Genomic DNA, 21,264 nt, shown 5'->3' on the forward strand with positions numbered 1-21,264 from the left:
CGTTCTACAGTCCGATCGCTTCCAGCTGGCTGGGGGTCATGGCGTTCAGCTGCGCCGAAGTCAGCTTGTTGACCTGGGCGCGCGAGAACTGCGCCAGCTGACCCGGGGTGAAGGCGGCGATCTGCGTGCTGGTGAAGCCGCTGATCTGGCTGGGCATGATCTGGCCGATCTGGGTGGTGTTCAGGCTCTCGATCGCCGCGGCGGGCAATTGGCCCATCTGGGTCGTGCTCAGGGCGCCCAGTTGCTGACCCGACAGGCGCGCCAGGCCCTGGGAGCCGAAAGATCCCAGCTGCTCGGCCGTGAAGCCGCGCACCTGGGTGGCGCTGAGGCTGGCGAACTGGGTCTCGTTCATGCCGGTCACGGCCCCGATCGACAGGGCGCCGATCTGGGCGCCGGTGAGGGCGGCGATCTGCGACGCGTTGAACTCGGCCATGTCGCCGGTCGACAGGCCGCGCAGCTGGATGGGGGTCAGGCCGGCGATCTGGCCGGCGGTCATCGCCGCCACCTGCGTGCCCGTGAGGGCCGAGATGCCCTCCGGCGAGAAGCCTTCCAACTGGTCGGCCGTGAGGGCGCCGACCTGGGTGGTGGCCATCTCGGCGATGTCGGTGACGCTGAACCGCTCGATCTGGGCCGTGGTCAGGCCGCGCACCTGGGTGGTGGTCAGGCGCGCGAACTGGGTGGCGTCCAGGGCGGCCAGGATTTCACCCCGCACCGCGCCGATTTGCCCGGCCGACAGCACCGCGACCTGGCTGGAGGAAAAGACGCCGAAGCCGGTGGCGTCCAGGCTGGCCACCTGGGTGGTCGCCAGGCCGGCGACCTGGGTCGTCGACAGCGCCGACAGGCGGCTGGTCCCCAGCGCCGCGAAGGCCGACGGCGACAGCGCGCCCACCTGGCTGGCGCTCAGGGCGGCCAGGTCGCTGGTCGACAGGCCCGCGATCACCGTCGTGGAGACCCCGCTCATCTGGGTGGGGGTCAGCTGGGCCAGGCGCTTTTGCAGAATGGTGTCCGGCAGCACCGCGATCTGGGTCGGCGACAGGCCCGAGAGCTGCGTCGTGGACAGGGCGGTCAAGGCCGTCGTCGTCAGGCTGGAAAGATTGGTGGTCGAAAGCGCGCCCAGCTGGCCGCCGGTCAGGCCGCCGACCTGGGTGGTCGAAAGTTCGGCGAAGTCGGTGGTCGACAGCGAGCCCATCTGGGTGGGCGTCAGGGCCTGGACCTGCGACATCGACAGGCGCGCCACCTGGGTGGCCGTCAGCGCCGAGAGCGCCGACGTGCTGAGCGCCGCCAGCAGGCCCCCGGCCAGGCTGCCGACCTGGGTCACGCCCAGGGCGGCGACCTGATCGCCGGTCAGTACGCCGGCCTGGGTGGTCGACAGGCCCGTCAGCTGGGCCGAGCTCAGGGTGGCCAGCTGCGTAGCGGTGATGGCCGGCAGCATGTCGGCAGACAGGGCGCCGACCTGGGTCGAGCTCAGGGCCGCCAGCTGGGTGGTCGACAGGCCGGTCGCCTGGTCGGCGACCAGGGCGGTCAATTGCGTCGTCGCCAGAGCCTTGACCTGGGTGGTGGTCAGGGCGGCCAGCTGGCTCGGGGTCAGGGCCGCGATGTCGCTGGCCGGCAGGCCCGAAAGCTGGGCCGCATTGATCGCGCCGATCTGGGTGACCGTGAAGTCGGCCATGTCCTCGGGGACCAGGCCCTTCAGCTGGCTGGCGGTCAGGGCGGCGATATGGGTCGTCGTCAGGGCGCCGAACTGGGTGGCGCTGAGCGCCGAGATGGCGCTTGGGCTCAAGCCCGAGACCTGGGTCGTCGTCAGAACGGTCAGGCGCGAGGTGTCCAGCCCGGCGACGGCGGTCGAGGTCAGGCCGGTCAGCTGGGTCGAGCGCAGAGCGCTCCACTGTGTGGTGCTGAGTTTCCCCAGGTCGTCGGCTTCCAGCGCCGCCATCTGTGTGGTGCTCAGGCCCTGAACCTGGGTGGCGTTGAGGTTGGCCCATTGGGTGGCGTCGAGCACGCCGACCAGTTCGGGGGCCAGCGCCGTGACCTGGGTGGCGGTCAGGGCGGCGATCTGCGTGCCTGCGAAGGCCGAGAACGCGGTCGGGGTCAGGCTGCTGATCTGGGTGGCGCTGAGCGCCCGCACCTGGGTGGTGTTCAGCTGCTTGAGGCTGTCGCCGTCCAGGCGGGCGAAGTTGTCGCCCGAGAGCGCCGCCAGCTGGACCGGGGTCATGGCGCCGATCTGGGTGGCCGTGAAGTCGGCCATGTCCTCGGTGCTGAGGCCCCTCAGCTGGGTAGCGGTCAAGGCGGCGATCTGGCTGACCGACAGCGCGCGGATCTGGGTGGCGTCCAGGGCCGAGACGGCGGTAGGGCTGAAGCCCGAGATCTGGGTGGTCGACAGGCCCGCCAGGCGCGAGGTCTCCAGCGCCGCGACCGTCGTGTGGGTCAGGCTGGTCAGCTGGGTCGAGCGCAGGGCGCTCCACTGGGTGTCGCTGAGCTTGGCCAGGTCGTCGACGTCCAGACCGGCCAATTGCGTGGCGTTCAGGCCCTGAACCTGGGTGCTGTTGAAGCTGGCCCACTGGGTGGTGCTCAGATCGCCGACCAGGTCGGGGTTCAGCGCCGAGATCTGGGTGGCCGTCAGGGCGCCGATCTGGGTCTCGGTGAGGATCGCGAACAGGGTCGGCGTCAGGCTGCGGACCTGGGCGACGCTCAGGCCTCGCACCTGGGTGGGGCTCAGCTGCTTGAGGCCGTCGCCGTCCAGCAGCGCGATGTTGTCGGTCGACAGGGCCGCCAGCTGCGCCGGCGTCAGGGCGGCGATCTGGGTGGCGCTGAGCGCGGCGGCCAGGCTGGGGGGCAGGGCGCTCAGCTGGCCGGTGGTCAGCGCCTTCAGCTGAGTGGGGTTCAGGACCGAGATCTGACTGGTCGTCAGGCTGCCGATGGCGGTGGCGCTCATCTGGCCGATCTGGGTGGCGCCCAGGCCCGACAGCATGGTGGTCGACAGGTGCGGCAGCAGGACGCCGACCTGGGCGCCGCCCAGCACGGCCATCTGGGTCGTGTTGAACTGGGCGACGTCCTCGTCGGTCAGGCCGTTCAGCTGCGTGGTCGTCAGGCTGCGGACCTGGGCCGTCGACAGGCGCGACACCTGCTCGTCGTCGAGAACCGACACCGCTTCGGGCGACAGGCCGCTCAACTGGCCCGGATTGAGCGCGCCGATCTCGGTCGCCGTCATGCGGGCGATGTCCGAGGTCGTGAAGATCTTCAGCTGGGCCGCGGTGATGCCGGCCATCTGCGTCGTCGCGAAGGCGGTGACGCCGCGCAGGCTAGCCAGTTGCGTGCCGGTCAGGGACTGGATCTGGGGCGCGGTCATCGCCGCGACCTGCTCGGCCGTCATGGCCGCCAGGTCGCTGGTCGACAGCGCCTTCAGCTGGAGCGCGGTCATCCCCTTTATCTGCGTGGCGGTGAAGGCGGCGAAGTCGTCGTCGGACATGTTCGCCAAGCGCTCGGGCGCCAGCTCGCGGATCTGGGCGGCCGTGAAGGCCTTCAGCTGCGAGCGGGTGAACTCGCTGAAATTCTCGCCGTCCAGGTTCTTCAGCTGGGCGGGCAGCAGGCGGGCGATCTGGCTGGCGTTGAGCGAAGCGACCTGGGTCGCATCCAGAGCGGCGAAGGCGGCGGGCGAGAAGCCGGCGATCGCCGCCGGGTCCATTCCGGACAACTGCTCGGGGGACAGGGCCGTGACCGCCGTGACCGACAGCTGCACGGCGTGGTTTCCGGCCAGGCCGGTGAGCTGGGCGGGCGTCAGACCGGCCAGGAACTCAGCGCCTGCCCGACCCAGCTCGGTGGCCGATAGCGAACGAACCTGGGTGGGCTGCAGCGTGGCCAGGCGCGAGCCGAGGGCGTTCATCTGGCTGGCGCTCAGCACCGACAGCTGGGCGGGGACGGCGTTGGTCCATTGTTCCGCCCGCGTCAGGGCCAGGGTCTCGGGCGACATCGCCCGGATCGTCACCGCCGACAGCCCCGCGAACTGGGTCGGGGTCAGGGTGGCCACCTGGTCGGCCGAGAGCCCGGAGAACTGGGTGACGCTCAGAGCGCCGACTTGAGAGGCGGACAGGGCGGCGATCTGCTCGGGACCGAACTCGGCGATGTCGGATGCCGGCAGGGCGCGCAGCTGGGTGGGCGTCAGGGCCCGCACCTGCTCGGGCGACAGGCTCTGGACCTGCTCCTGGCTTAGGGCCGACAGCGCCGCCGTGCTCAGCGAGGTCATCTGCGCGGGCAGGAAATCGTCCAGCGCTTCGGTGCTCAGACCCGAGACCGTGGTGCTCGACAGGGCCTGAACCTGCACTTTGTTCAGCAGCATCAGCTGGCTGCCGCTGAAGGTCACGCCCTGCGACAGGCGCGGCAGCTGGGCGGCGCTCAGGCCCGACAGCTGGGTGAGGCCGAACGAGGCGAACTGCTCGGCGGTCAGGCCGCTGATCGCCGAGGTCGAGATGGCCGCGACCTGGGCCCTGGTCAACTTGGCGAACTCGGACGGAGGGGCCTCGGACAGGCTGGCCGGGCTCAGCGCGGCGATCGCGGCGGGCGTTAGCTTCGAAAGGGGGGAGGGGTCCGAACTTACGGCCACCATCACGATACTCCCACCGACTCTGCATCCGCTCCGGCGTCCCATTCGAGGACGGCGCAAGCCCACGACGCCCTTTAACTCCAAGGGCGAATCTAGCGGGGCCACTCTAGGTGGAGTTTTCTACAGTTCAAACTGCATTAACCTCCACGGCCGGGTGTTTTCGTCGCAGGAGCGGCGGTTCAGCGCCGATCTGGGTCGGTTCGGCGATCGAAACGGCCGATGGTGGAGACCAGGGCCGCCAGTTCGACGGGTTTCTCGACGAACGCGTCCATGCCCGCCTGCAGGGCGTCGTCACGCTCGCGGTCGGTGACGCCGGCGGTCAGACAGATGATCGGCAACTGCTTCCAGCCGGCTTCGGCGCGGATGCGGCGGGTGGCTTCCAGCCCGCCCATCACGGGCATGTTGAAGTCGATCAGCACCATGTCGAACTCGTCGGCCCGCAAGGCGTCCAGCGCCGCCTGGCCGTCGCCGGCCTCGGCGACCTTGCAGCCCAGCGGCGTCAGCATCATGCCGATGACCTTGCGATTGATCGGATAGTCGTCGACGACCAGCAGGCGCAGCGGCGGGTTCTGGCCCTCGCCGTCGACGGCGGGCAGCAAGGCCTCGGTCGCCGGCGGGGCGCAGGCGAAGGTCAGGGTGAAGGTCGAGCCCTGGCCCTCGACGCTGCGGGCGGTCACCGCCCCGTCCATCATCTGCGCCAGTCGCCGGGTGATGTTGAGGCCCAGGCCCGTGCCGCCCGAGCGCCGGGCCACGCTGGCGTCAGCCTGGGTGAAGGGGGCGAACAGCTTGTCCAGCACAGCCGGGTTCATGCCCACGCCGGTGTCGGCGACCACCACCTTGGCCATGACCCGGCCATTTGCGGCGGGAGCGCAGGACACCCGCACCTGGATCTGACCCGCGGGCGTGAACTTCACGGCGTTGGAAATCAGATTGGCCAGGCACTGGCGCACCCGCAGCGGATCGAACACCAGGCTAGCAGGCAGCGCCTCGTCGATCGTCAGCACGATGTCGCTGCCCTTCTCGCGGGCCAGGGGCGCGTTCAGGCGCACCACGCGATCGGCCAGTTGTCCGAGGTCGCCGGGGATCGGGGCGATCTCCAGCTTGCCGGCCTCAATCTTGGCCAGGTCCAGCACGTCGTTCAACAGGCCCAGAAGGGCGCGGCCCTGGTCCTCCAGCAACTCGACCTGCTCGCGCTCGCTCGGCTCCAGGGGCTCAAGCTTCAACGCCTGGGCCAGGCCCAGCATGCCGGCCAGCGGCGTGCGCAGTTCGTGGCTCATCAGGGTCAGGAACTCGGACTTGGCCTGGCTGGCGGTCTCGGCCTGGATCTTGGCTGTCTCCAGCGCCCGTCCCTGGACGGCGTTGGTCATGGCGGCCTTGGACGTATAGGCGATCAGCATCAGGGCCGCGGCCGTCAGCACGACCCGCTGGCCCGGCGGGAAGTCGTTGAACACCGCGCACAGGCTCAGCAGCAAGGTGGCCGCCCCGCCCCCGATGATCACCAGCAAGAGCGTGGAGCGTGCGGTGAAGGCCTGGGCGTGGACCAGCAGGGCCGACATCAGGCACAGGGCCGCCAGCCGCATGGCCTCGGTGTCCAGGGTCCACAGCCGCAGCACCAGGGCCCACCAGACGAGGTTCATCCAGCTCACCGCCGCCACATAGGCGACCCGCTGGCCCAGGGTGGTGGCGCGCGCCTTGCGCTGCGGATCGCTGGCGGTCCAGACGGCGGCCTCGGCGCTGGCCACGGCCAGGCCCCACACCAGTCCCGAGACCAGGTCGATCTTCCAGGTGAACAGCGCCGCGCAGGTGGCGGAGATGACCAGACGCAGGCCCAAGGTCGGCAGGCTGCGCGCCGTCACCGCCGTCACCCCTTCTCCCAGCCACTTCGACCAGTCCGGCACGGGCCCTCACGCGCAACGCGACGCCCCCCGGCGCCAACTAGAGTTGAGCTTGGTAACCCGCTTTGCGCCCCGTGCAACAGTGTGTGAGCCCTTAGGCCCGGCCGCGCTCGCGTTCGGTCTCCTTCAGCAGCCAGTCGCGCAGCTTCAGGATGCGCGGCAGCTTGGGGTTCAGAGGGCGCCAGACGAAGTGGTGACCGGTCTCGACGTCGATCTCGCCGGACAAGGGACGCACCAGGCGGCCCTCCTCCAGGTCGCGCTTGGCGTAGCCGCTGCGGGCCAGGGCGAAGCCCAGCCCCTGCACGGCCGCGTCCAGCATCATCGCCGAGCCGTCGAAGCCCAGGGCCGGCCGAAGTTCCGTCGGCTCGATGCCCATGGCCCGGAACCAGATCGACCACGGCAGGTCGGTGTGGCGCAGCAGCGGCGCGGCCAGCAGGTCCTCGGGTTTGTCGATCGGGTAGCGCGCCAGCAGTTGGGGGCTGCAGACCGGAAACATCCGATCGTCGATCAGCCGCGCCGATTCCATGCCCGGCCAGGGACCCGTCCCGTAGCGCAGGGCGATGTCGACGCCGTCGGTTCCGAGGTCGGCGACACGGTCCTCGACCCGGATGGTCAGGTCCGGCTCGTCGGTGTCGGCGGCCAGGCGGGCCAGCATCGGCGAAAGCCAGCTGCTGGCGAAAGCTGCGCCGGTCGAAATGACAACCGGGCCGCTGGCCGCACGTCGCGCCGTGTCGACGCCGTGGCGAAGCGCGGCGATCGCGACCCCGATCTCGGCGGCCAGAGCGGCGCCCGTGGCCGTCGGCTCCATCTGGTTGCCGCGTCGGGTGAACAGCTGAACTCCCAGCTCCTCCTCCAGCTTGCGCACCTGCTGGCTGACGGCGCCGTGGGTGACGAACAGCTCATCGGCCGCCCGGCTATAGCTCCTGTGGCGAGCGGCGGCCTCGAGGGCGACCAGAGAGGAGAAGGGCGGCAGGCGCACGTTGAAGTCGCTAGGTTGTTAGCTGTGCTCACAACTTTCCGCAGTTAGCATCGTTCGTAAAGCCTAGCTGAACTTGGCATGGTCCCGATCGCGGCGCCGCACCTGCCCCAACCCCGATCTTTCCCGATCTTTTCAAGGACAGTGTGATGAAGACCCTGCTTCTGGTGGGCGCGATGCTGCTCGCCGCAATCACGGGCGTCGTGCGTGATCCCGCCGGCCTCGCGCAACCCCATGCGCCCTGGGCGCGGATCGTCCACACGGTGCGATGAGGGCCCTGAAGGAAAGGCCTGGACTCGCCTCCGGGCCTTTTTCTATTTCAGCTCGGACAGGTCCATCGCCGCCAGGGCGCGGGTCAGGATCTGGGCGTCGGCCGTCAGCTTGGCCAGCCCCTGGGTCGGCGTCCGCGAGGCCTCGTCCATGTAGAGCGAGCGGTTGATCTCGATCTGCAGCGCGTGGGTGCGTTTGGCCGGACGGCCGTAGTGCTCGGTGGTGTAGCCGCCGGCATAGGGCGCGTTGCGGGCGACGCGGTAACCCATGGCTTCCAGCTCGCGCTCCACCAGGCCGGTCAGCTTGGGCGCGCAGGACGCGCCGAAGCGGTCGCCCAGCACGATGTCGCAAGGTCCGCCCCCGCGCGCGCGTTGGCCGGCGGCGGCTGCCGCGGGCATCGAGTGCCAGTCGATCAGGATCGCCACGCCGTGCGCGCTGCGGGCGGCGGCCAGCAGGCGGTCCAGGATGTCGTGATAGGGGCGGTGGCCCTGCTCGACCCGGTCGCGGGCCTCGTCGAAGGTCAGCTTGCGCGCGTAGATCGGGCGGCCCTCGCCAGCCAGGCGGGGAATGGCGCCCAGGCCTGCCGCCACCCGGGCCGAGCGACCGCGGGCGTATTCCGGCAGGTCGCCTTCGAACATCGCCGGGTCCATCTCCCAGGGCTCGCGGTTGAGGTCGATATAGGCGCGGGCGAAGCGGGCGCGGATCAGCGCCGCGCCCAGCCTGGGGGCGGCGGCCACGATCCGGTCGACGAAGGAATCTTCCGAAGCCCGCAGCGCCTCGATCGGCAGGCGGGTCGCCGCGACCATGGGCTCGGGATAGACGTCGCCCGAATGCGGCGAGGCGAACACTAGCGGCGTGGGAGGCGGGGCGCCGGCCGGCGCGGCGCGCATGACCTCGAACGCCGGGCCGCCGAAGGTCTCCAGCAAGCCGGTCGTGGGCTCGTCCGTCGATAGGGGCCGCCAAGCGCTCATGGGCTGATAATCGAAGTGTCCTTGCGCCGGGTCAAACGACAATGCGCCACACTGTCCCCAGAGCGCGGCATCCGTCCACAGATGGGATGGCGGGCGCGACGTTTAGGTTCATCCCCGATTTACGGACAACGCGCTAAGGTGGCTTTTCAAGTGACTTTCTCGGACACGTGACCTCATGGCCCGCATCCTTCTCGCCGAAGACGATGATTCCCTCCGCGGCTTCCTGGCTCGGGCGCTGGAGCGCGCCGGCTTCGAAGTCCAGGCCTGCGCCGATGGCGAAGAAGCCGTGCAGCACCTGGAAGATCCCTGGGATCTCCTGCTGACCGACATCGTCATGCCCGGCATGGACGGCATCGAGGTGGCCCGTCAGGCGGCCGCGCGCGATCCGTCCTTGCGCATCATGTTCATCACGGGTTTCGCCGCCGTCGCCCTGTCGGCTCAGGACCGCGCGCCGGCTGGCGCCAAGGTGCTGTCCAAGCCCGTCCACCTGCGCGACCTGGTCGCCGAGGTGGAAAAAATGATGGCGGCCTAAAAAACTGATTTTGGCGGCTTGCGCACCGGCAAAGCCGCCGCTATACCCCCACACCTTCCCGGCCGGGACGTCTTCTTGAAGGCGCTTCGGACCGCTTCGGCGGACGCGTAGCTCAGCGGGAGAGCACCTCGTTGACATCGAGGGGGTCACAGGTTCAATCCCTGTCGCGTCCACCATTCTCCCTTCTGAAAATTCAGCAGACTTGATCCTGCACCCGGTGCGGACGCATCCTGCGCCGTTCCCGAAGCGTCGTCGCTTCAATAAAATCTAAAGATGCATCTCTGACATAGATCCCCTTGGGTTGAATTGTGTCGGGAGAGCTTTGATGTCCATTCAGGTCGACATGTTCGATGTGCAATTGGGCGCGGCGCTGCTGCTCCAGTTCAGGACCGAAGATGGCGTCGTGCGGGTCCTCGCCGATGGCGGCAACAAGAAGCACAAGGTCGGCAAGCGCCTGGACAAGGCGATGGCTGTGTTCAACGGCGGCGAGAAGCGGATCGACCTGATCGTCGGCACTCACTACGACGCCGATCATCTGGCCGGCTTGGTCGACGTCATCAAAGACGACGCCATCGAGATCGGCGAGGCCTGGCTGCCGCCGGTGGCCAACGATGTCGAGGCTACAACGGCGGAGGTACCGCCTTCGGACGATCCGTCGCTCACGCACCAGTTCATGGGTCCGGAAGGGCCGTCGGTTCTGAGGCGCTATCTGCGCCACAAGGCCATGATGTGCCGCATTGCGGCGCGCGGCTTCAGTGATAGGGACGCGGCCGAGCGTGCTTTCGAGGCTGCTGACGGCGAGGATGTCGTCGCGATCTCCAACCCGGAAGTCTTCTTCGGCGAGCACCTGGCCGCCGCGCGCGCGGAGTTGCGGCCGTTTGAAGGGCTGGACCGGGAGAGAGCTCTTTCCGACCACGTGGTCGATGGCCACATCCATGATCCGGATGAACCGATCGAACCGCATGGATGGCGAACTCGCCCGTTCACATTCGATGCCCTAGCGATCCTGAAAGACGGCGGGAAACCGGACTGGCTAGGGCTGTTGGCTGCGATCGTCCGAGAATCCGCGGCCAAGGATGCGCTGAACGCCAGATGGCTCAACCAGGTCTGCGTCGCGTTGAAGGATCGCCGGATCCCGGCTTTCTGCCATACGATCCCCGATGGCGTTCCCCAGGTCTTCTCCTGGGATGACGTCGCGAAAGCCTTTCGCCAGACGGCCATACCCAGGCCACGGACGCCCAACCTGATGCTGCTGGGCCCCTCGGATGGACTGGTGGCCAAGTACCAGCACAGGCTGCCGGTCGGGAGCTTAAGGTGGGCGAGCCGTTTTGTGGCCGAGATCGTCAACACGACGGCGAGCAACGAGCTAAGCTACGTCATCCGGTTCGATCACCAGGGGCAGCACATCCTCGTCGCGGGAGATGCGGGATGCGTGGACTTTGCGCCATCCCCGGGAACGCCCTTCCATCCGAACCTGATCACCGCGCTCGACCGACTTAATGTCGTGCAGGTCGCGCATCACGGTGGAGCAAACGCTTATTTCTATAACTGCCTGACGGCGTCGGGCTACCGGCAGGCGGCGGGCGGGAGCTATCTGCTGCTTTCCCACGAGGCCTCAAGCGCCAGTCGCCCGTCGCCAGCGTTCTCGAATTTCGTCAAGTCACTGGGGCCGCCTGCCCCCGACGTGAAGCTGCTGTTCACCGCCCAGCCATCCTTGGCGAACGTGAAGGACGTGTTGGGACGCTTTGCTCCCACTACCCCCGCGGACAGCAACACCAAGGGCGATGTCCGGCTAGAGTTCGACGCGGGAGGCTGGATGGTTTCGCGCCACCGTGTCGCCCCGCCAATCCCTTGAGTTTAGTCCCCCGACCGTTGCCGGATCGGTGCGCGCAAGGGGATCGAGAGCGAGGCTTCCAGGCCGGGGGCGCGGTCTTGCAGGCGGAGTTCGCTGAAGTGGGCGCGGGCCACGGCGGCGGCCAGGCTCAGGCCCAGGCCGTTGCCGGGCGTGTTGCGGCTCTGCTCCAGTCTTGAGAACCGGCGCAGGACGAAGGCGTGCTTGTCCGGCGGGATGCCGGGACCGTCATCGGCGATCGACAGGAGGGCGTGGCTGGCCGTGGCGCCGAGCGACACCGTGATCGTGCTGCCCGGCGGCGTGTGGCGCGCGGCGTTCTCGATCAGATTGACGATCAGCTGGGAGAGCAGGTGCTTGTCGCCGTCCAGCATCACTCCGGGGGCGATGTCGGCGACCATCCGGTAGCCGTCGGCCTCGACGTCGGGCCGCAGGGCGTCGATGCAGCGCTCGGCCACCTCCGACAGGTTCGTCGCCTGGAACGCGGTGCGGATCTGGAAGGTCTCGATCTCAGAGATCCGCAGCAGGGCCGCGAACAGGTCCAGCAGGTCCTCGGCGTGGTTGGAGGCGCGGGTCAGGGCGTTGCGAGCCTGCTCGGCGTCCAGGTCCTGGCGCAGGGCTGCATCCAGCACGTTGCGCAGCCGGGCCAAGGGCGTGCGCATGTCGTGGGCGATGTCGCTGGACACCTGCTGCAGGTTCTCCAGCAGCGCCTCGTTGCGGTCCAGCATCCGGTTGAGGGTGGCGGCCATGTCGTCGAACTCGTTGGAGGTCGGATCGCGTGGCACCCGCCGGGCCAGGTCGCCGTCGATGATCGCCTCGGCCGCCGCGTTGATCCGGGCCAGGCGCCGGCGGGTCACCGAGCCCAGCAGCCAGGCGCTGCCGACCCCGGCGATCAGCATCAGCGAAAAGGCCGCGGCGAACACGCCGAGGATCGCCAGGTCGATTTCGCCGATCGGCGCGCGGTCGGCGGCCACGACCAGGCGGGCGCCTTCCGGCAGCACGGTCGTCAGGGCCTGCGAGGTGCGCTGCTCGCCGTTCGGCTGCTCGGAATGCAGGAACTCCAGCCAGCCCGGCTGGGGCGTCCTGGCGCGCAGCGCGCCGGCCAGGCGCCGGCCCTGGGCGTCGTCCAGGATGTAGCCCATGCCGTCGCCACGCGCCGCCGCCTCGCGCTGGGCGATCCCGGCCGCCAGGGCGTCCAGGCCACCCTGGCTATGCAGCGTCAGCAGCCCCTTGGTCTCGACGGCGATCCGATGGTCAAGTTGCTGCTCGAGCGCCTCGTGCGAGACGGTGTAGACGACGAAGCCCAGCAGGATCGTGGTGACCGCCAGGACGATCGCCACCAGGACGACGAGGCCGGAGGTCGAGCGGGGAAGGGCGCGGATCATTCGCTGCGGATCATGTAGCCCGAGCCGCGCACCGTGATGATCGCGTCCTCCTCGAAGCCGGCGTTCAGCTTGGCGCGCAGCCGGCTGATGTGGGTCTCGACGATGTTGGTGCGGGGATCGAAATCAAAGTCCCACACCTGCTCCAGAAGCATGGTGCGGGTCATGACGCGATGGGCGTTGCGCATCAGCGCTTCCAGCATGGTGAACTCGCGCGGTTGCAGGTCCAGCCGCCGGCCGCCGCGTCGGGCGATGCGCTTCTGGAGATCCAGCTCCAGGTCCATGACGTTGAGGCTCCGCTCGGTCTCCGGCGGGGTGGGGCGACGGGCGATGACGTTCAGGCGCGCGTGCAGTTCGGAGAAGGCGAACGGCTTGATCAGATAGTCGTCCGCCCCGTTCTCCAGCGCCTCGACGCGATCGACGATGCGGCTGACGGCCGTCAGCATCAGGGCCGGGGTCCGCACCCCGCCGGCCCGCAACATCTTCAGCACCGACAAGCCGTCCAGGCCCGGCAGCATGCGGTCCAGCACCATGACGTCGAAGGTCTCGCTGGTCGCCAGGAACAGGGCGTCGTTGCCCGAGGCGGCCCGCGAGACGACGTGACCGACCTCGCGCAGGCCCTGGGTCAGGAAGCCGGCGGTCTCTTCGTCGTCTTCTGCGATGAGGATCTTCATGGGGCTAATCTAGCGATCGGACGCGCCGACGCCATCCGGCACGGCTTCCCAGCCGCCGCCCAAGGCGCGGAATACGGCGAGCTGTGCGCGGGCGACGCCAGCCTCGGCGGCCAGGGCCTGGGTCGCAGCGGCGTTACGGGTGCGCTCGGCGTCGACCACGACCAGATAGTTGTCGGCGCCCAGTCGCTGGCGGGCCTGGGCGCGGCGGGCGGCGTCGGCGCTGGATCGCGCGGCGGCCGTCAGGGTTTCCCGGCGCGCGGCGCGGGCCTGATAGTCCGACAGGGCCGTCTCGACCTCTTCCAGCGCGCGCAGCACGACCCGCTCCCAGCCGGCCGCGGCGGCTTGGCGCGCGCCGTCGGCGGCGCCGATCCGGGCGCGGATGGCGGCCTGGTTGGGGAAGGCCCAGGTGATCAGCGGCGTCAGGAAGGCGTCGCTCCCGCCGCCGATCAGGCCGACCGAACCGCCTAGCTGAATGCGTGGATAGAGATCGGCGCGGGCGACGCCGACCCTGGCGGCCGCTCCGGCCAGCCGGCGTTCGGCCTCGCGAATGTCGGGACGCCGCGCCAGCAGGGCTGCGCCGTCGCCGACCGGGAACGGCGACGCGATGTGGGGGATGGCCGCGCAGGACGCGTCGAAGCCGGCGGTCGAAGCGGGCGGCAGGCCCTGCAAGGTCGCCAGGCGGAAGAGCGCGCGGCGGCGGTCGGCCTCCAGGTCCGGGATGGCGGCGGCGGCCTGGTCGCGCAGGGTGGCGGCCTGGGCGCGCTCCAGCGGCGACACCTCGCCGGCCTTGAGCTGTTCCTCGACCAGGGCGAAGGCGTTCTGCTGCGTCGCCGCCAGTTCGCGGGCGAGGGCGAGACTAGTGTTGGCGACACAAAGGTCGAGATAGGCTCCGACCGTATCGGCCGCGACCGTGACGGCGGCCGCGTCGCGGGCGGCCTGGGCGGCTTGCGCATCCGCGTCGGCGGCAAGGGCGGCCTGGCGCAGACGGCCGAACAGATCGATCTCGAACGCCACGGTCGCGCCCAGCTCGTAGCTGGTCTTGGGCACGGCGGAGGTGCTGGGCTGGCGGCCGGCGCGCTGGGGGCCGACGCCGCTCTCCAGGATCGTGGAAGGCAGACGCGCGGCGTCGGCCTGGCGGGCCGCGGCGCGGGCGGCTTCCAGATTGGCCAGAGCGACCCGGAGATCGAGATTGGCAGCCAGGGCGCGCTGCACATGGGCGTCCAGCGTCGGGTCATCGAACAGCCGCCACCATTGCTGCGGCGGCGCGCCGGGAAGAGCGCCGGCGCCTTGGGTCCCGACGAACGGCGCAAGGGCGGCGGCCGGCGGGGCGAGGGAGGGCGTCGGCGCAGTGGCGCAGGCCGTCAGCAGGGCCGACGCCGCCAGGAGGGAGAGCGAGCGCCTCATCGGGCCAGGCCTTTCGGTTCGGGAGCGCGGCCGAAGCGGCCGTACAGGGTCGGCATGAGCAAGAGATTCAGCAGGGTCGAGCTGACCAGGCCGCCCAGGATGACCAGCGCCATCGGGTGCTCGATCTCGTGGCCGGGCTTGTCGCCGTTGATCACCAGGGGCAGCAGGGCCAGGGCGGCGCAGGCGGCGGTCATCAGGATCGGGGCCAGCCGCTCCTCGGCCCCGCGCAGGATCAGGCCTGGGCCGAAGGTCTCGCCTTCGTGCCGCTCCAGGTGCTGGAAGTGGCTCAGCATCATGATGCCGTTGCGGGCCGAGATGCCCAGCACGGTGACGAAGCCGACGACCGAGCCTAGGGACATGGTTCCGCCCGACAGCAGCACGGCGATCACCCCGCCCAGCAGGGCGAACGGCAGGCTGACGGCGACCAGGGCGGTGATCCGCAGGGAGCGGAACTCCAGCCAGACCAGCAGCAGCACGCCGACAAAGCACAGGGCGCCCAGCATCGACAGCCGCTGCGACGAGGCCTGGCGCTCGGCGTATTCGCCCAGCACCTCGGGGTGGTAGCCCTGGGCGAAGCGCACGCCTGCGACCTTGGCCTCGACGGCGCGGGCCACGGTCCCGAGGTCGCTACCAGCGACGTTCAGGGTCACGTCGATCCGGCGTGAGCCGTTCTCGCGCTTGATCTCGTTGGCGGCCGGGGCGACCTGCACCCGCGCCACTTCCGACAGTCGGACCTGGGCGCCAAGCGGGGTGGTGATCTGCAGGTCGCCGATCGCATGCAGGTCGCCGCGCACGGCCGGGACGCCCCAGACGGTGACGTCGTTGCTGACCTGATCGCGATAGACCTCGCCGACCTTGGTTCCGGCGATCACCGTGCTGACGGCGCGGCGGACCTCGCCGGGCGTCAGGCCGTAGGCGGCCAGGGCCTCGGGCCGGGGTTGGATCTGGATCTGCGGGATCAGGGTCTGCTGCTCGACCTTCAGCTCGGTGACGCCCGGCACGCCGGCCAGGGCGGCGCGGACGGTCTCGGCGGTGTTGCGCAGACCCTCGACCTCGGGCCCGTAGATCCGGACCACGATGCTGGCGCCGGCGCCGGTCAGCACCTCCTTGATGCGTTCGCGCAGATAGGTCAGCACGTCGCGATAGAGGCCGGGATAGCCGTCGATGACTTCCTGGATCTTGGCGACGCTGGCGTCGTAGTCGGCCTTCTCGTCCAGGCTGACCCACAGCTCGGTGAAGTGTGGGCCATAGACCTCGTCGCCGCCCTCGGCGCGGCCGATGTGGGCGCCGAAGTTGCGGACGCCGGGGATGGAGCGCAGCTCACGCGAGGCCTGGATCGTCACGCGGTCCATGGCGTCGATCGAGGTGCCCGGTTTCTCGACGAAATGCATCAGGAAGTCGGTCTCGCGGAAGTTCGGCAGGAACTGGTCCTTGGTGAACAGCGAACCGACGCCGGCCAGGGCCAGGCCGCCGATGATGATCCCGACCGCCAGGCGCGGGCGGTGCAGGACGCTGGGCAGGAAGGCGCGGTAGCGAGCCTTCAGGCCTTGCACGAATTTCGGCTCCTTGGCGTGGCCGGCGGCCTTGGGCAGCAGGAACAGGCAGAGGGCCGGCGTCACGGTCAGGGCGACCAGCAGCGAGGTTCCGATGGCCAGGATGTAGGCGGTGGCCAGCGGGCGGAAGAAGGAACCCGATACGCCTTCCAGGAAGAAGATCGGCAGGAACACCAGCATCACGATCAGGCTGGCGAATACCACCGCGCTGCGCACCTCCAGCGAGGCCTGCAGCACCACCTGCAACGGCGGCGCGGGGTTGTCCAAGGCGCGGTTCAGGCGCAGGCGGCGGCCGATGTTCTCGACGTCGATGATGGCGTCGTCGACGATCTCGCCCAAGGCGATGACCAGGCCGGCGATGACCATGGTGTTGATGCTGGCGCCGCTCCACGACAGCACCAGGGCCGCGCCCAGCAGCGACAGCGGGATGGCTGTCAGGCTGATGGTCGCCGAGCGCCAGTCGCGGGTGAAGGCGATCAGCACGATGGCCACCAGGGCGCAGCCCAGCCACAGGGCGTTGGTCAGGTTGCCGATCGAGCGTTCGATGAAGGTGGCGGGACGAAAGATGGTCGAGTCGATTTCGACGCCGGTCAGGCCGGGCTTCAGCTCGGCCAGCGCCGCCTCGATGCCGCGCGTGACCTCCAGCGTGTTGCCGCCCTGCTGCTTCTCGACGATCAGCAGCAGGCCCGGGCCGTCATTGATGATGGCGCTGCCGATCGGGGCGGCGTGGCCGCGCACCACCTCGGCGACGTCGCCCAGCCGGACGGGAGCGCCGCCGGACAGTTTGATCACCGTGCGGGCCAGGTCCTCGGCGGTAACGGCGGGAGCCAGGTGGCGGACGGCCAGGCGCTGGTTGGGCGTGTCGACGAAACCGCCGCCGCCGACCACCGCCGCGTCGCCGGCGGCGCGCTGCACCTCGGCCAGGGTGACGCCGGCGGCGTTCAGGCGGGCCGGATCGACCAGCACCTGCAGCTGCGGATCTCGCTGGCCCCAGACGGCGACATTGGCGACGCCGGGCACGGCCATCAGGCGCGGTTTCATGGTCCAGCGCACCAGTTCCGACAGGGCCATCTGGTCCATGGTCTTGGACGACAGGCCGATCTTCATCGCCCGGCTGGTCGCCGACAGCGGCGGCAACATGACCGGCGGCCGGACGCTGGTCGGCAGGCGCGGCGCGATCATCGCCACCCGCTCCTGGACCAGCTGGCGGGCGCGCACGACGTCGGTGCCTTCCTTGAAGATCAGCACGACCGACGACAGGCCCAGCACCGACTTCGAGCGCAGGGTCGCAAGGCCCGGCACACCGTTGACGGCGGCCTCCAGCGGTACGGTCACCAGGTTCTCGACCTCTTCGGTCGAGAGGCCCGGGCCCTCGGTCTGCACCTCGACCATCGGCGGGGCGAATTCGGGGAAGACGTCTAGCGGCACGTCGCGCGTGGCCCGCAGGCCCATCAGCACCAGCACCAGGGCGATGGCGATCACCAGCACGCGCTGCTGCAGCGCGCTTCGAACAAGCCAGGTCAGCATCTTACTTGGCTCCGAATTCCGTGCCGAACAGTTCGGCGGCGCCGGCGGAGACCACCAGCTGTCCAGCGCTCAGGCCGCGCGCCAGCACGACGCGGTCGCCCTGCTGGCTGGCCGTCTCGACCCGCCGCCGCTCGAAGGTCTGGGGCTTGGTGCGGACATAGACCCACTCGCCGCCATGGATGTCGCGCAGCAGTGCGGAGGCGGGGATGATCAGGCCAGTGTCCTGACCGCCGACCGGCAGCGAGACCGAGACCCGTTCGCCCAGTCGCAGTCGACCGCCGGGATTGGCCAGGGCGTAGTAAAGGTCCACCGCGCCGGCCGTCGGGCTGGCGGAGGGTGGACCGGCGACGGGGCGGGCCAGCATCGCCTGGCTGTCGCCGCCCAACGGCCGCACCTGGGCGGCGCCGTCTCGATCCAGGCTGGCCAGATCGCCGACGAAGACCGGAACCTTGATCCAGATGTGGGCTGATTGCGCCTGGCCGGTCAGCCGCGGACCCAGCAGCGCCCGTTGTTGCCGCGCGGCGGCGAGGTTGGCGCGGGCCGCGCCAAGGACCGACTCGGCTTCGTCCTGGGCGCGCAGGCTGCCGGCGCCCTCGCGGACCAGGGCCTGGGCGCGCTCGAAGGCGCGGCGGGCGACTTCGGCTTCGGCGGTCAGGCGTCCGACCTCGCCGTCCGCGCGGGCCTGGGATGCGGCCAGCGCGCCGAGATCCTGGCTGGTGGTGACGGGCAGCCCGCCAGCGGCCGGCGAGGCCATGACCTCGCCATGCAGGGCGCGGCTCTGGCGGGCCGAACCGGATTCGACCGTAGCGTACTTCAGGCCCAGGCGATTTTCGGCCTGCTGGGTGAGGGTCAGGCGCATCAGCTCGGTCTCGTGACCGATCGCCTCGACCTTGGCCGGCTTGACGTGCGAGGCGGCGGGCTTGCCGGGGCCGCAGGCGGTCAGGGCCAAGCAGGCGCCCAGCAGGGCCAGGGTCTCGGGAGCGAGAAGACGGGCGGGGGTCGATGGGGGCGCCAAGACGCGGTCTCCTCAGGTGGATGATCCGCGACGTTGATGACGGGGCAGGCCTTGGGTCCCCATGGCCTCCGCTATACGATCTCCGAAGGTTACGAGCTCTGTCGGGCCGACATTACGGTTTCATTGCGCATTTTATACATGTCGCGAAGGTTCGGGCTTTCCGGCTGAACCGTCCGGATCACGGCGCTATGACGCGAGAATGAAAATCGTTCGCACCTAAGCGGACCCACCGGGGATCATTCTCATGTCGACCAAACCCGCTTTCCGCGGCGCGACGCTGCGCGCCTTGCTGCTGGCCACCGCCGCCTCGTTCCTGGCCACCGCCGCCGCCGTCGCCGACGAAGCGACGCCCGCCGAACAGGACGGCACGGCCGTCTCCAGCGTCACGGTTCACGGCGCCAAGCGCGAGCAGGAGTCGAAGTCCAGCTACAAGATCACCCGTTCGACCTCGGCCACGCGCACCGACACCGACCTGATCGACGTGCCGCAGGCCGTCAGCGTCGTCTCGATCAAGCAGATCAACGACCAGGCCGCCGGCAGCATCGGCGACGCCGTCCGCTACACCCCCGGCATCTTCTCGGCCCAGGGCGAGGGCAACCGCGAGACCCTGGTCCTGCGCGGCAACTCGACCACCGGCGACTTCTTTGTCGATGGCGTGCGTGACGACATCCAGACCTATCGCGACCTCTACAACATCGACCGCCTGGAGATCTTCCGCGGCCCCAACGCCATGATCTTCGGCCGGGGCGGCATCGGCGGCGTGATCAATCGCGTGACCAAGGTCGCCGGCTGGAACCCCGTGCGCGAGGTTCGCGCCGAGCTGGGCAGCTACAGCCACAAGCGCCTGCAGGGCGACATCGGCGGCGCGGTCAACGACACCTTGGCCCTGCGCCTGACGGGCGTCTGGCAGGACAGCGGCAGCTATCGCGACGGCGTCGACAACAAGCGCTGGGGCGTCAACCCGACCGCCGTCGTCCGCCTGGGCCAGGCCACCGTCCTGCAGCTGGGCTATGAGCACTTCGAGGACGACCGCATCGCCGACCGTGGCGTCCCGTCGGAGTTCCGCGTCGCCGGCAAGGTGGCCAAGCCGCTGAAGACTCCGCGGGGCCAGTTCTTCGGCGACTCCGAGGGCAGCTTGACCTGGACCAATACCGATGCGGCCACGGTCTTCGTCGAGCACAGCTTCAGCGACCGGTTCAGCCTGCGTAACCGCACCCGCTACGCCGACTACGACAAATTCTACCAGAACGTCTTCACCGGCGCGGTCAATGGGGCCCAGACCACCGTTCCGATCTCGGCCTACAACCAGACCACCCAGCGCCAGAACTTCCTGAATCAGACCGACCTGAACCTGACGGTCGACGCGGGCGGCATGGAGCACACCATCCTGGCCGGCTTCGAATATGGCCGCCAGATCACCGAAAACCGTCGTCTGGAAGGCCGCTTCGCCGGCGGCGCAGCGTCCGTGACCCTGCCGATCTCGGCCTCGAACCAGCGCCTGCCGACCACCTGGGTGGCCATTGCTTCGAGCGGCGACAACAAGGGCACGACGACGGTCAAGGCGGCTTACGTCCAAGACCAAGTGTCGCTGACCAGCCAGCTGAAGCTGGTCGCCGGCGTACGCTACGAAGAGTTCAACACCAATGTCACCGACCGCCGCACCGTCGGCTTCCCGGCCAGCCAGCAGCGCGTGTTCGACGTCACCGACAAGCTGTGGTCGCCGCGTGTCGGCCTGATCTGGAAGCCGGTCGAGAACGCCTCGGTATATGCCGGCTATTCGCGCACCTATCTGCCGCGCGGCGGCGACCAGCTGACCGGCCTGTCGATCAGCAACCAGAACCTGGATCCGGAAGAGTTCCAGAACCTGGAGCTGGGCGCCAAGTGGGACATCAGCCCGGCGTTCAACGTCACGGCCGCCGTGTTCCAGCTGGACCGCAGCAACGTCCTGGCGCTGTCGGATCCCAACAACGCCGCCTCGCCGACCGTGCCGATCGGCAAGCAGCGCACCAAGGGTTTCGAGGCCAGCGCCACGGGCGAGCTGACCGCCCAGTGGAGCTTCGTGGCCGCCTACAGCTATTCGGACGGCACGTTCCTGGACACCGTTTCGGGCACGGTGCGGGCGGGCAACCAACTGGCCAACCTGCCCAAGCACAGCGGCTCGCTCTGGACCCGCTACAACGTCACCCCGAAGCTGGGTCTTGGCCTGGGCGCGGTGGTGCAGGGCAAGCGCTACGCGGCGACCGACAACATCGTGGCCATGCCGGGCTTCGAGCGCGTGGACGGTGCGGTGTTCTACACTCTGTCGGACCAGGTCAACGTGCAGCTGAACGTCGAGAACCTGCTCGACAAGCACTACTACGTCTTCGCCCACTCCAACGACAACATCACCCCAGGCTCTCCCCGTGCGGTGAAGGTGGCCCTCACGGCGCGCTTCTAGCGTTCGCAAGTTGAGGAATTCGACGCGGTCCTGACGCGTCTCGAAGAGCACGAGGGCGCGAACATTGGGAAATCCCAATGTTCGCGCCCTTTTTCATTGGGAATAATCAATGCGTATCGCGAATGCTTCTCATTGATGTCGTAGTGTGTCGCAGTTAAGAGCGCTTCGCATTGTTAGGTAGC

13 protein-coding genes and 1 tRNA gene are annotated in these 21,264 nt (G+C 69.2%); 5 read left to right on the plus strand and 9 right to left on the minus strand.

Features of this window, described 5'->3' with window-relative positions:
• Positions 1-4 precede the first annotated feature (4 nt).
• The 3 genes from E1H18_RS17085 to E1H18_RS17095 all read right to left on the minus strand — a co-directional run bounded on the left by E1H18_RS17085 (position 5) and on the right by E1H18_RS17095 (position 7,471).
• On the minus strand, positions 5-4,600 hold the full coding sequence (locus tag E1H18_RS17085) for an ice nucleation protein (protein WP_172270663.1): 4,596 nt from the start codon (positions 4,598-4,600) through the stop codon (positions 5-7).
• A gap of 176 nt (positions 4,601-4,776) precedes the next feature.
• Positions 4,777-6,495 (minus strand): ATP-binding protein, encoded by a 1,719-nt coding sequence (locus tag E1H18_RS17090; protein ID WP_172270665.1) that lies wholly within the window; start codon positions 6,493-6,495, stop codon positions 4,777-4,779.
• A 91-nt stretch (positions 6,496-6,586) separates the two neighbouring features.
• The gene (locus E1H18_RS17095) at positions 6,587-7,471 is read right to left on the minus strand and encodes a LysR substrate-binding domain-containing protein (RefSeq protein WP_172270667.1); all 885 of its coding nucleotides are present in this window, start codon (positions 7,469-7,471) and stop codon (positions 6,587-6,589) included.
• 146 nt (positions 7,472-7,617) lie between these two features.
• On the opposite strand from E1H18_RS17095, the gene E1H18_RS27130 reads away from it, so the two are divergent.
• Positions 7,618-7,740: a hypothetical protein gene (locus tag E1H18_RS27130; protein ID WP_255500982.1), complete on the plus strand. Its 123-nt coding sequence runs from the start codon at positions 7,618-7,620 to the stop codon at positions 7,738-7,740.
• A 42-nt stretch (positions 7,741-7,782) separates the two neighbouring features.
• On the opposite strand, the gene E1H18_RS17100 is transcribed toward E1H18_RS27130, so the two are convergent.
• A complete protein-coding gene (locus E1H18_RS17100; RefSeq protein WP_172270669.1) occupies positions 7,783-8,709 on the minus strand; it encodes an N-formylglutamate amidohydrolase in 927 nt (308 codons plus the stop codon).
• A 175-nt stretch (positions 8,710-8,884) separates the two neighbouring features.
• Between E1H18_RS17100 and cpdR the strand changes: the two genes are divergently transcribed.
• The 3 genes from cpdR (at position 8,885) to E1H18_RS17115 (ending at position 11,096) form a co-directional block, all read left to right on the plus strand.
• Positions 8,885-9,241 (plus strand): cell cycle two-component system response regulator CpdR, encoded by a 357-nt coding sequence (gene cpdR / locus E1H18_RS17105; RefSeq protein ID WP_172270671.1) that lies wholly within the window; start codon positions 8,885-8,887, stop codon positions 9,239-9,241.
• A gap of 101 nt (positions 9,242-9,342) precedes the next feature.
• Positions 9,343-9,417 (plus strand) — tRNA-Val (locus E1H18_RS17110).
• Positions 9,418-9,566: 149 nt separating this feature from the next.
• Positions 9,567-11,096 (plus strand): hypothetical protein, encoded by a 1,530-nt coding sequence (locus E1H18_RS17115; RefSeq protein ID WP_172270673.1) that lies wholly within the window; start codon positions 9,567-9,569, stop codon positions 11,094-11,096.
• 2 nt (positions 11,097-11,098) lie between these two features.
• Here the strand turns inward: E1H18_RS17115 and E1H18_RS17120 are convergent, their stop codons facing one another.
• Genes E1H18_RS17120 through E1H18_RS17140 form a run of 5 tightly spaced genes read right to left on the minus strand, consistent with a single transcriptional unit; the run spans position 11,099 to position 18,645 of the window.
• Positions 11,099-12,475: a HAMP domain-containing sensor histidine kinase gene (locus E1H18_RS17120; RefSeq protein WP_172270675.1), complete on the minus strand. Its 1,377-nt coding sequence runs from the start codon at positions 12,473-12,475 to the stop codon at positions 11,099-11,101.
• Positions 12,472-13,146: a response regulator transcription factor gene (locus E1H18_RS17125; protein WP_172270677.1), complete on the minus strand. Its 675-nt coding sequence runs from the start codon at positions 13,144-13,146 to the stop codon at positions 12,472-12,474. Before E1H18_RS17125 ends, E1H18_RS17120 begins: the two co-directional genes overlap by 4 nt.
• 9 nt (positions 13,147-13,155) lie before the next feature.
• The gene (locus E1H18_RS17130) at positions 13,156-14,550 is read right to left on the minus strand and encodes an efflux transporter outer membrane subunit (protein WP_172270679.1); all 1,395 of its coding nucleotides are present in this window, start codon (positions 14,548-14,550) and stop codon (positions 13,156-13,158) included.
• A complete protein-coding gene (locus E1H18_RS17135) occupies positions 14,547-17,630 on the minus strand; it encodes an efflux RND transporter permease subunit (protein WP_172270681.1) in 3,084 nt (1,027 codons plus the stop codon). The genes E1H18_RS17130 and E1H18_RS17135 overlap by 4 nt, the downstream gene beginning before the upstream one ends.
• Before the next feature lies 1 nt (position 17,631).
• Entirely contained in the window at positions 17,632-18,645 is a 1,014-nt protein-coding gene (locus E1H18_RS17140; RefSeq protein ID WP_206679087.1) for an efflux RND transporter periplasmic adaptor subunit, read from the minus strand.
• A gap of 244 nt (positions 18,646-18,889) precedes the next feature.
• Here E1H18_RS17140 and E1H18_RS17145 point away from each other — a divergent pair, with 244 nt between their 5' ends.
• On the plus strand, positions 18,890-21,082 hold the full coding sequence (locus tag E1H18_RS17145) for a TonB-dependent siderophore receptor (protein ID WP_172270683.1): 2,193 nt from the start codon (positions 18,890-18,892) through the stop codon (positions 21,080-21,082).
• Positions 21,083-21,264 lie beyond the last annotated feature (182 nt).

The organism is Caulobacter sp. RHG1, assembly GCF_013181195.1.
Classification (GTDB): Bacteria; Pseudomonadota; Alphaproteobacteria; order Caulobacterales; family Caulobacteraceae; genus Caulobacter.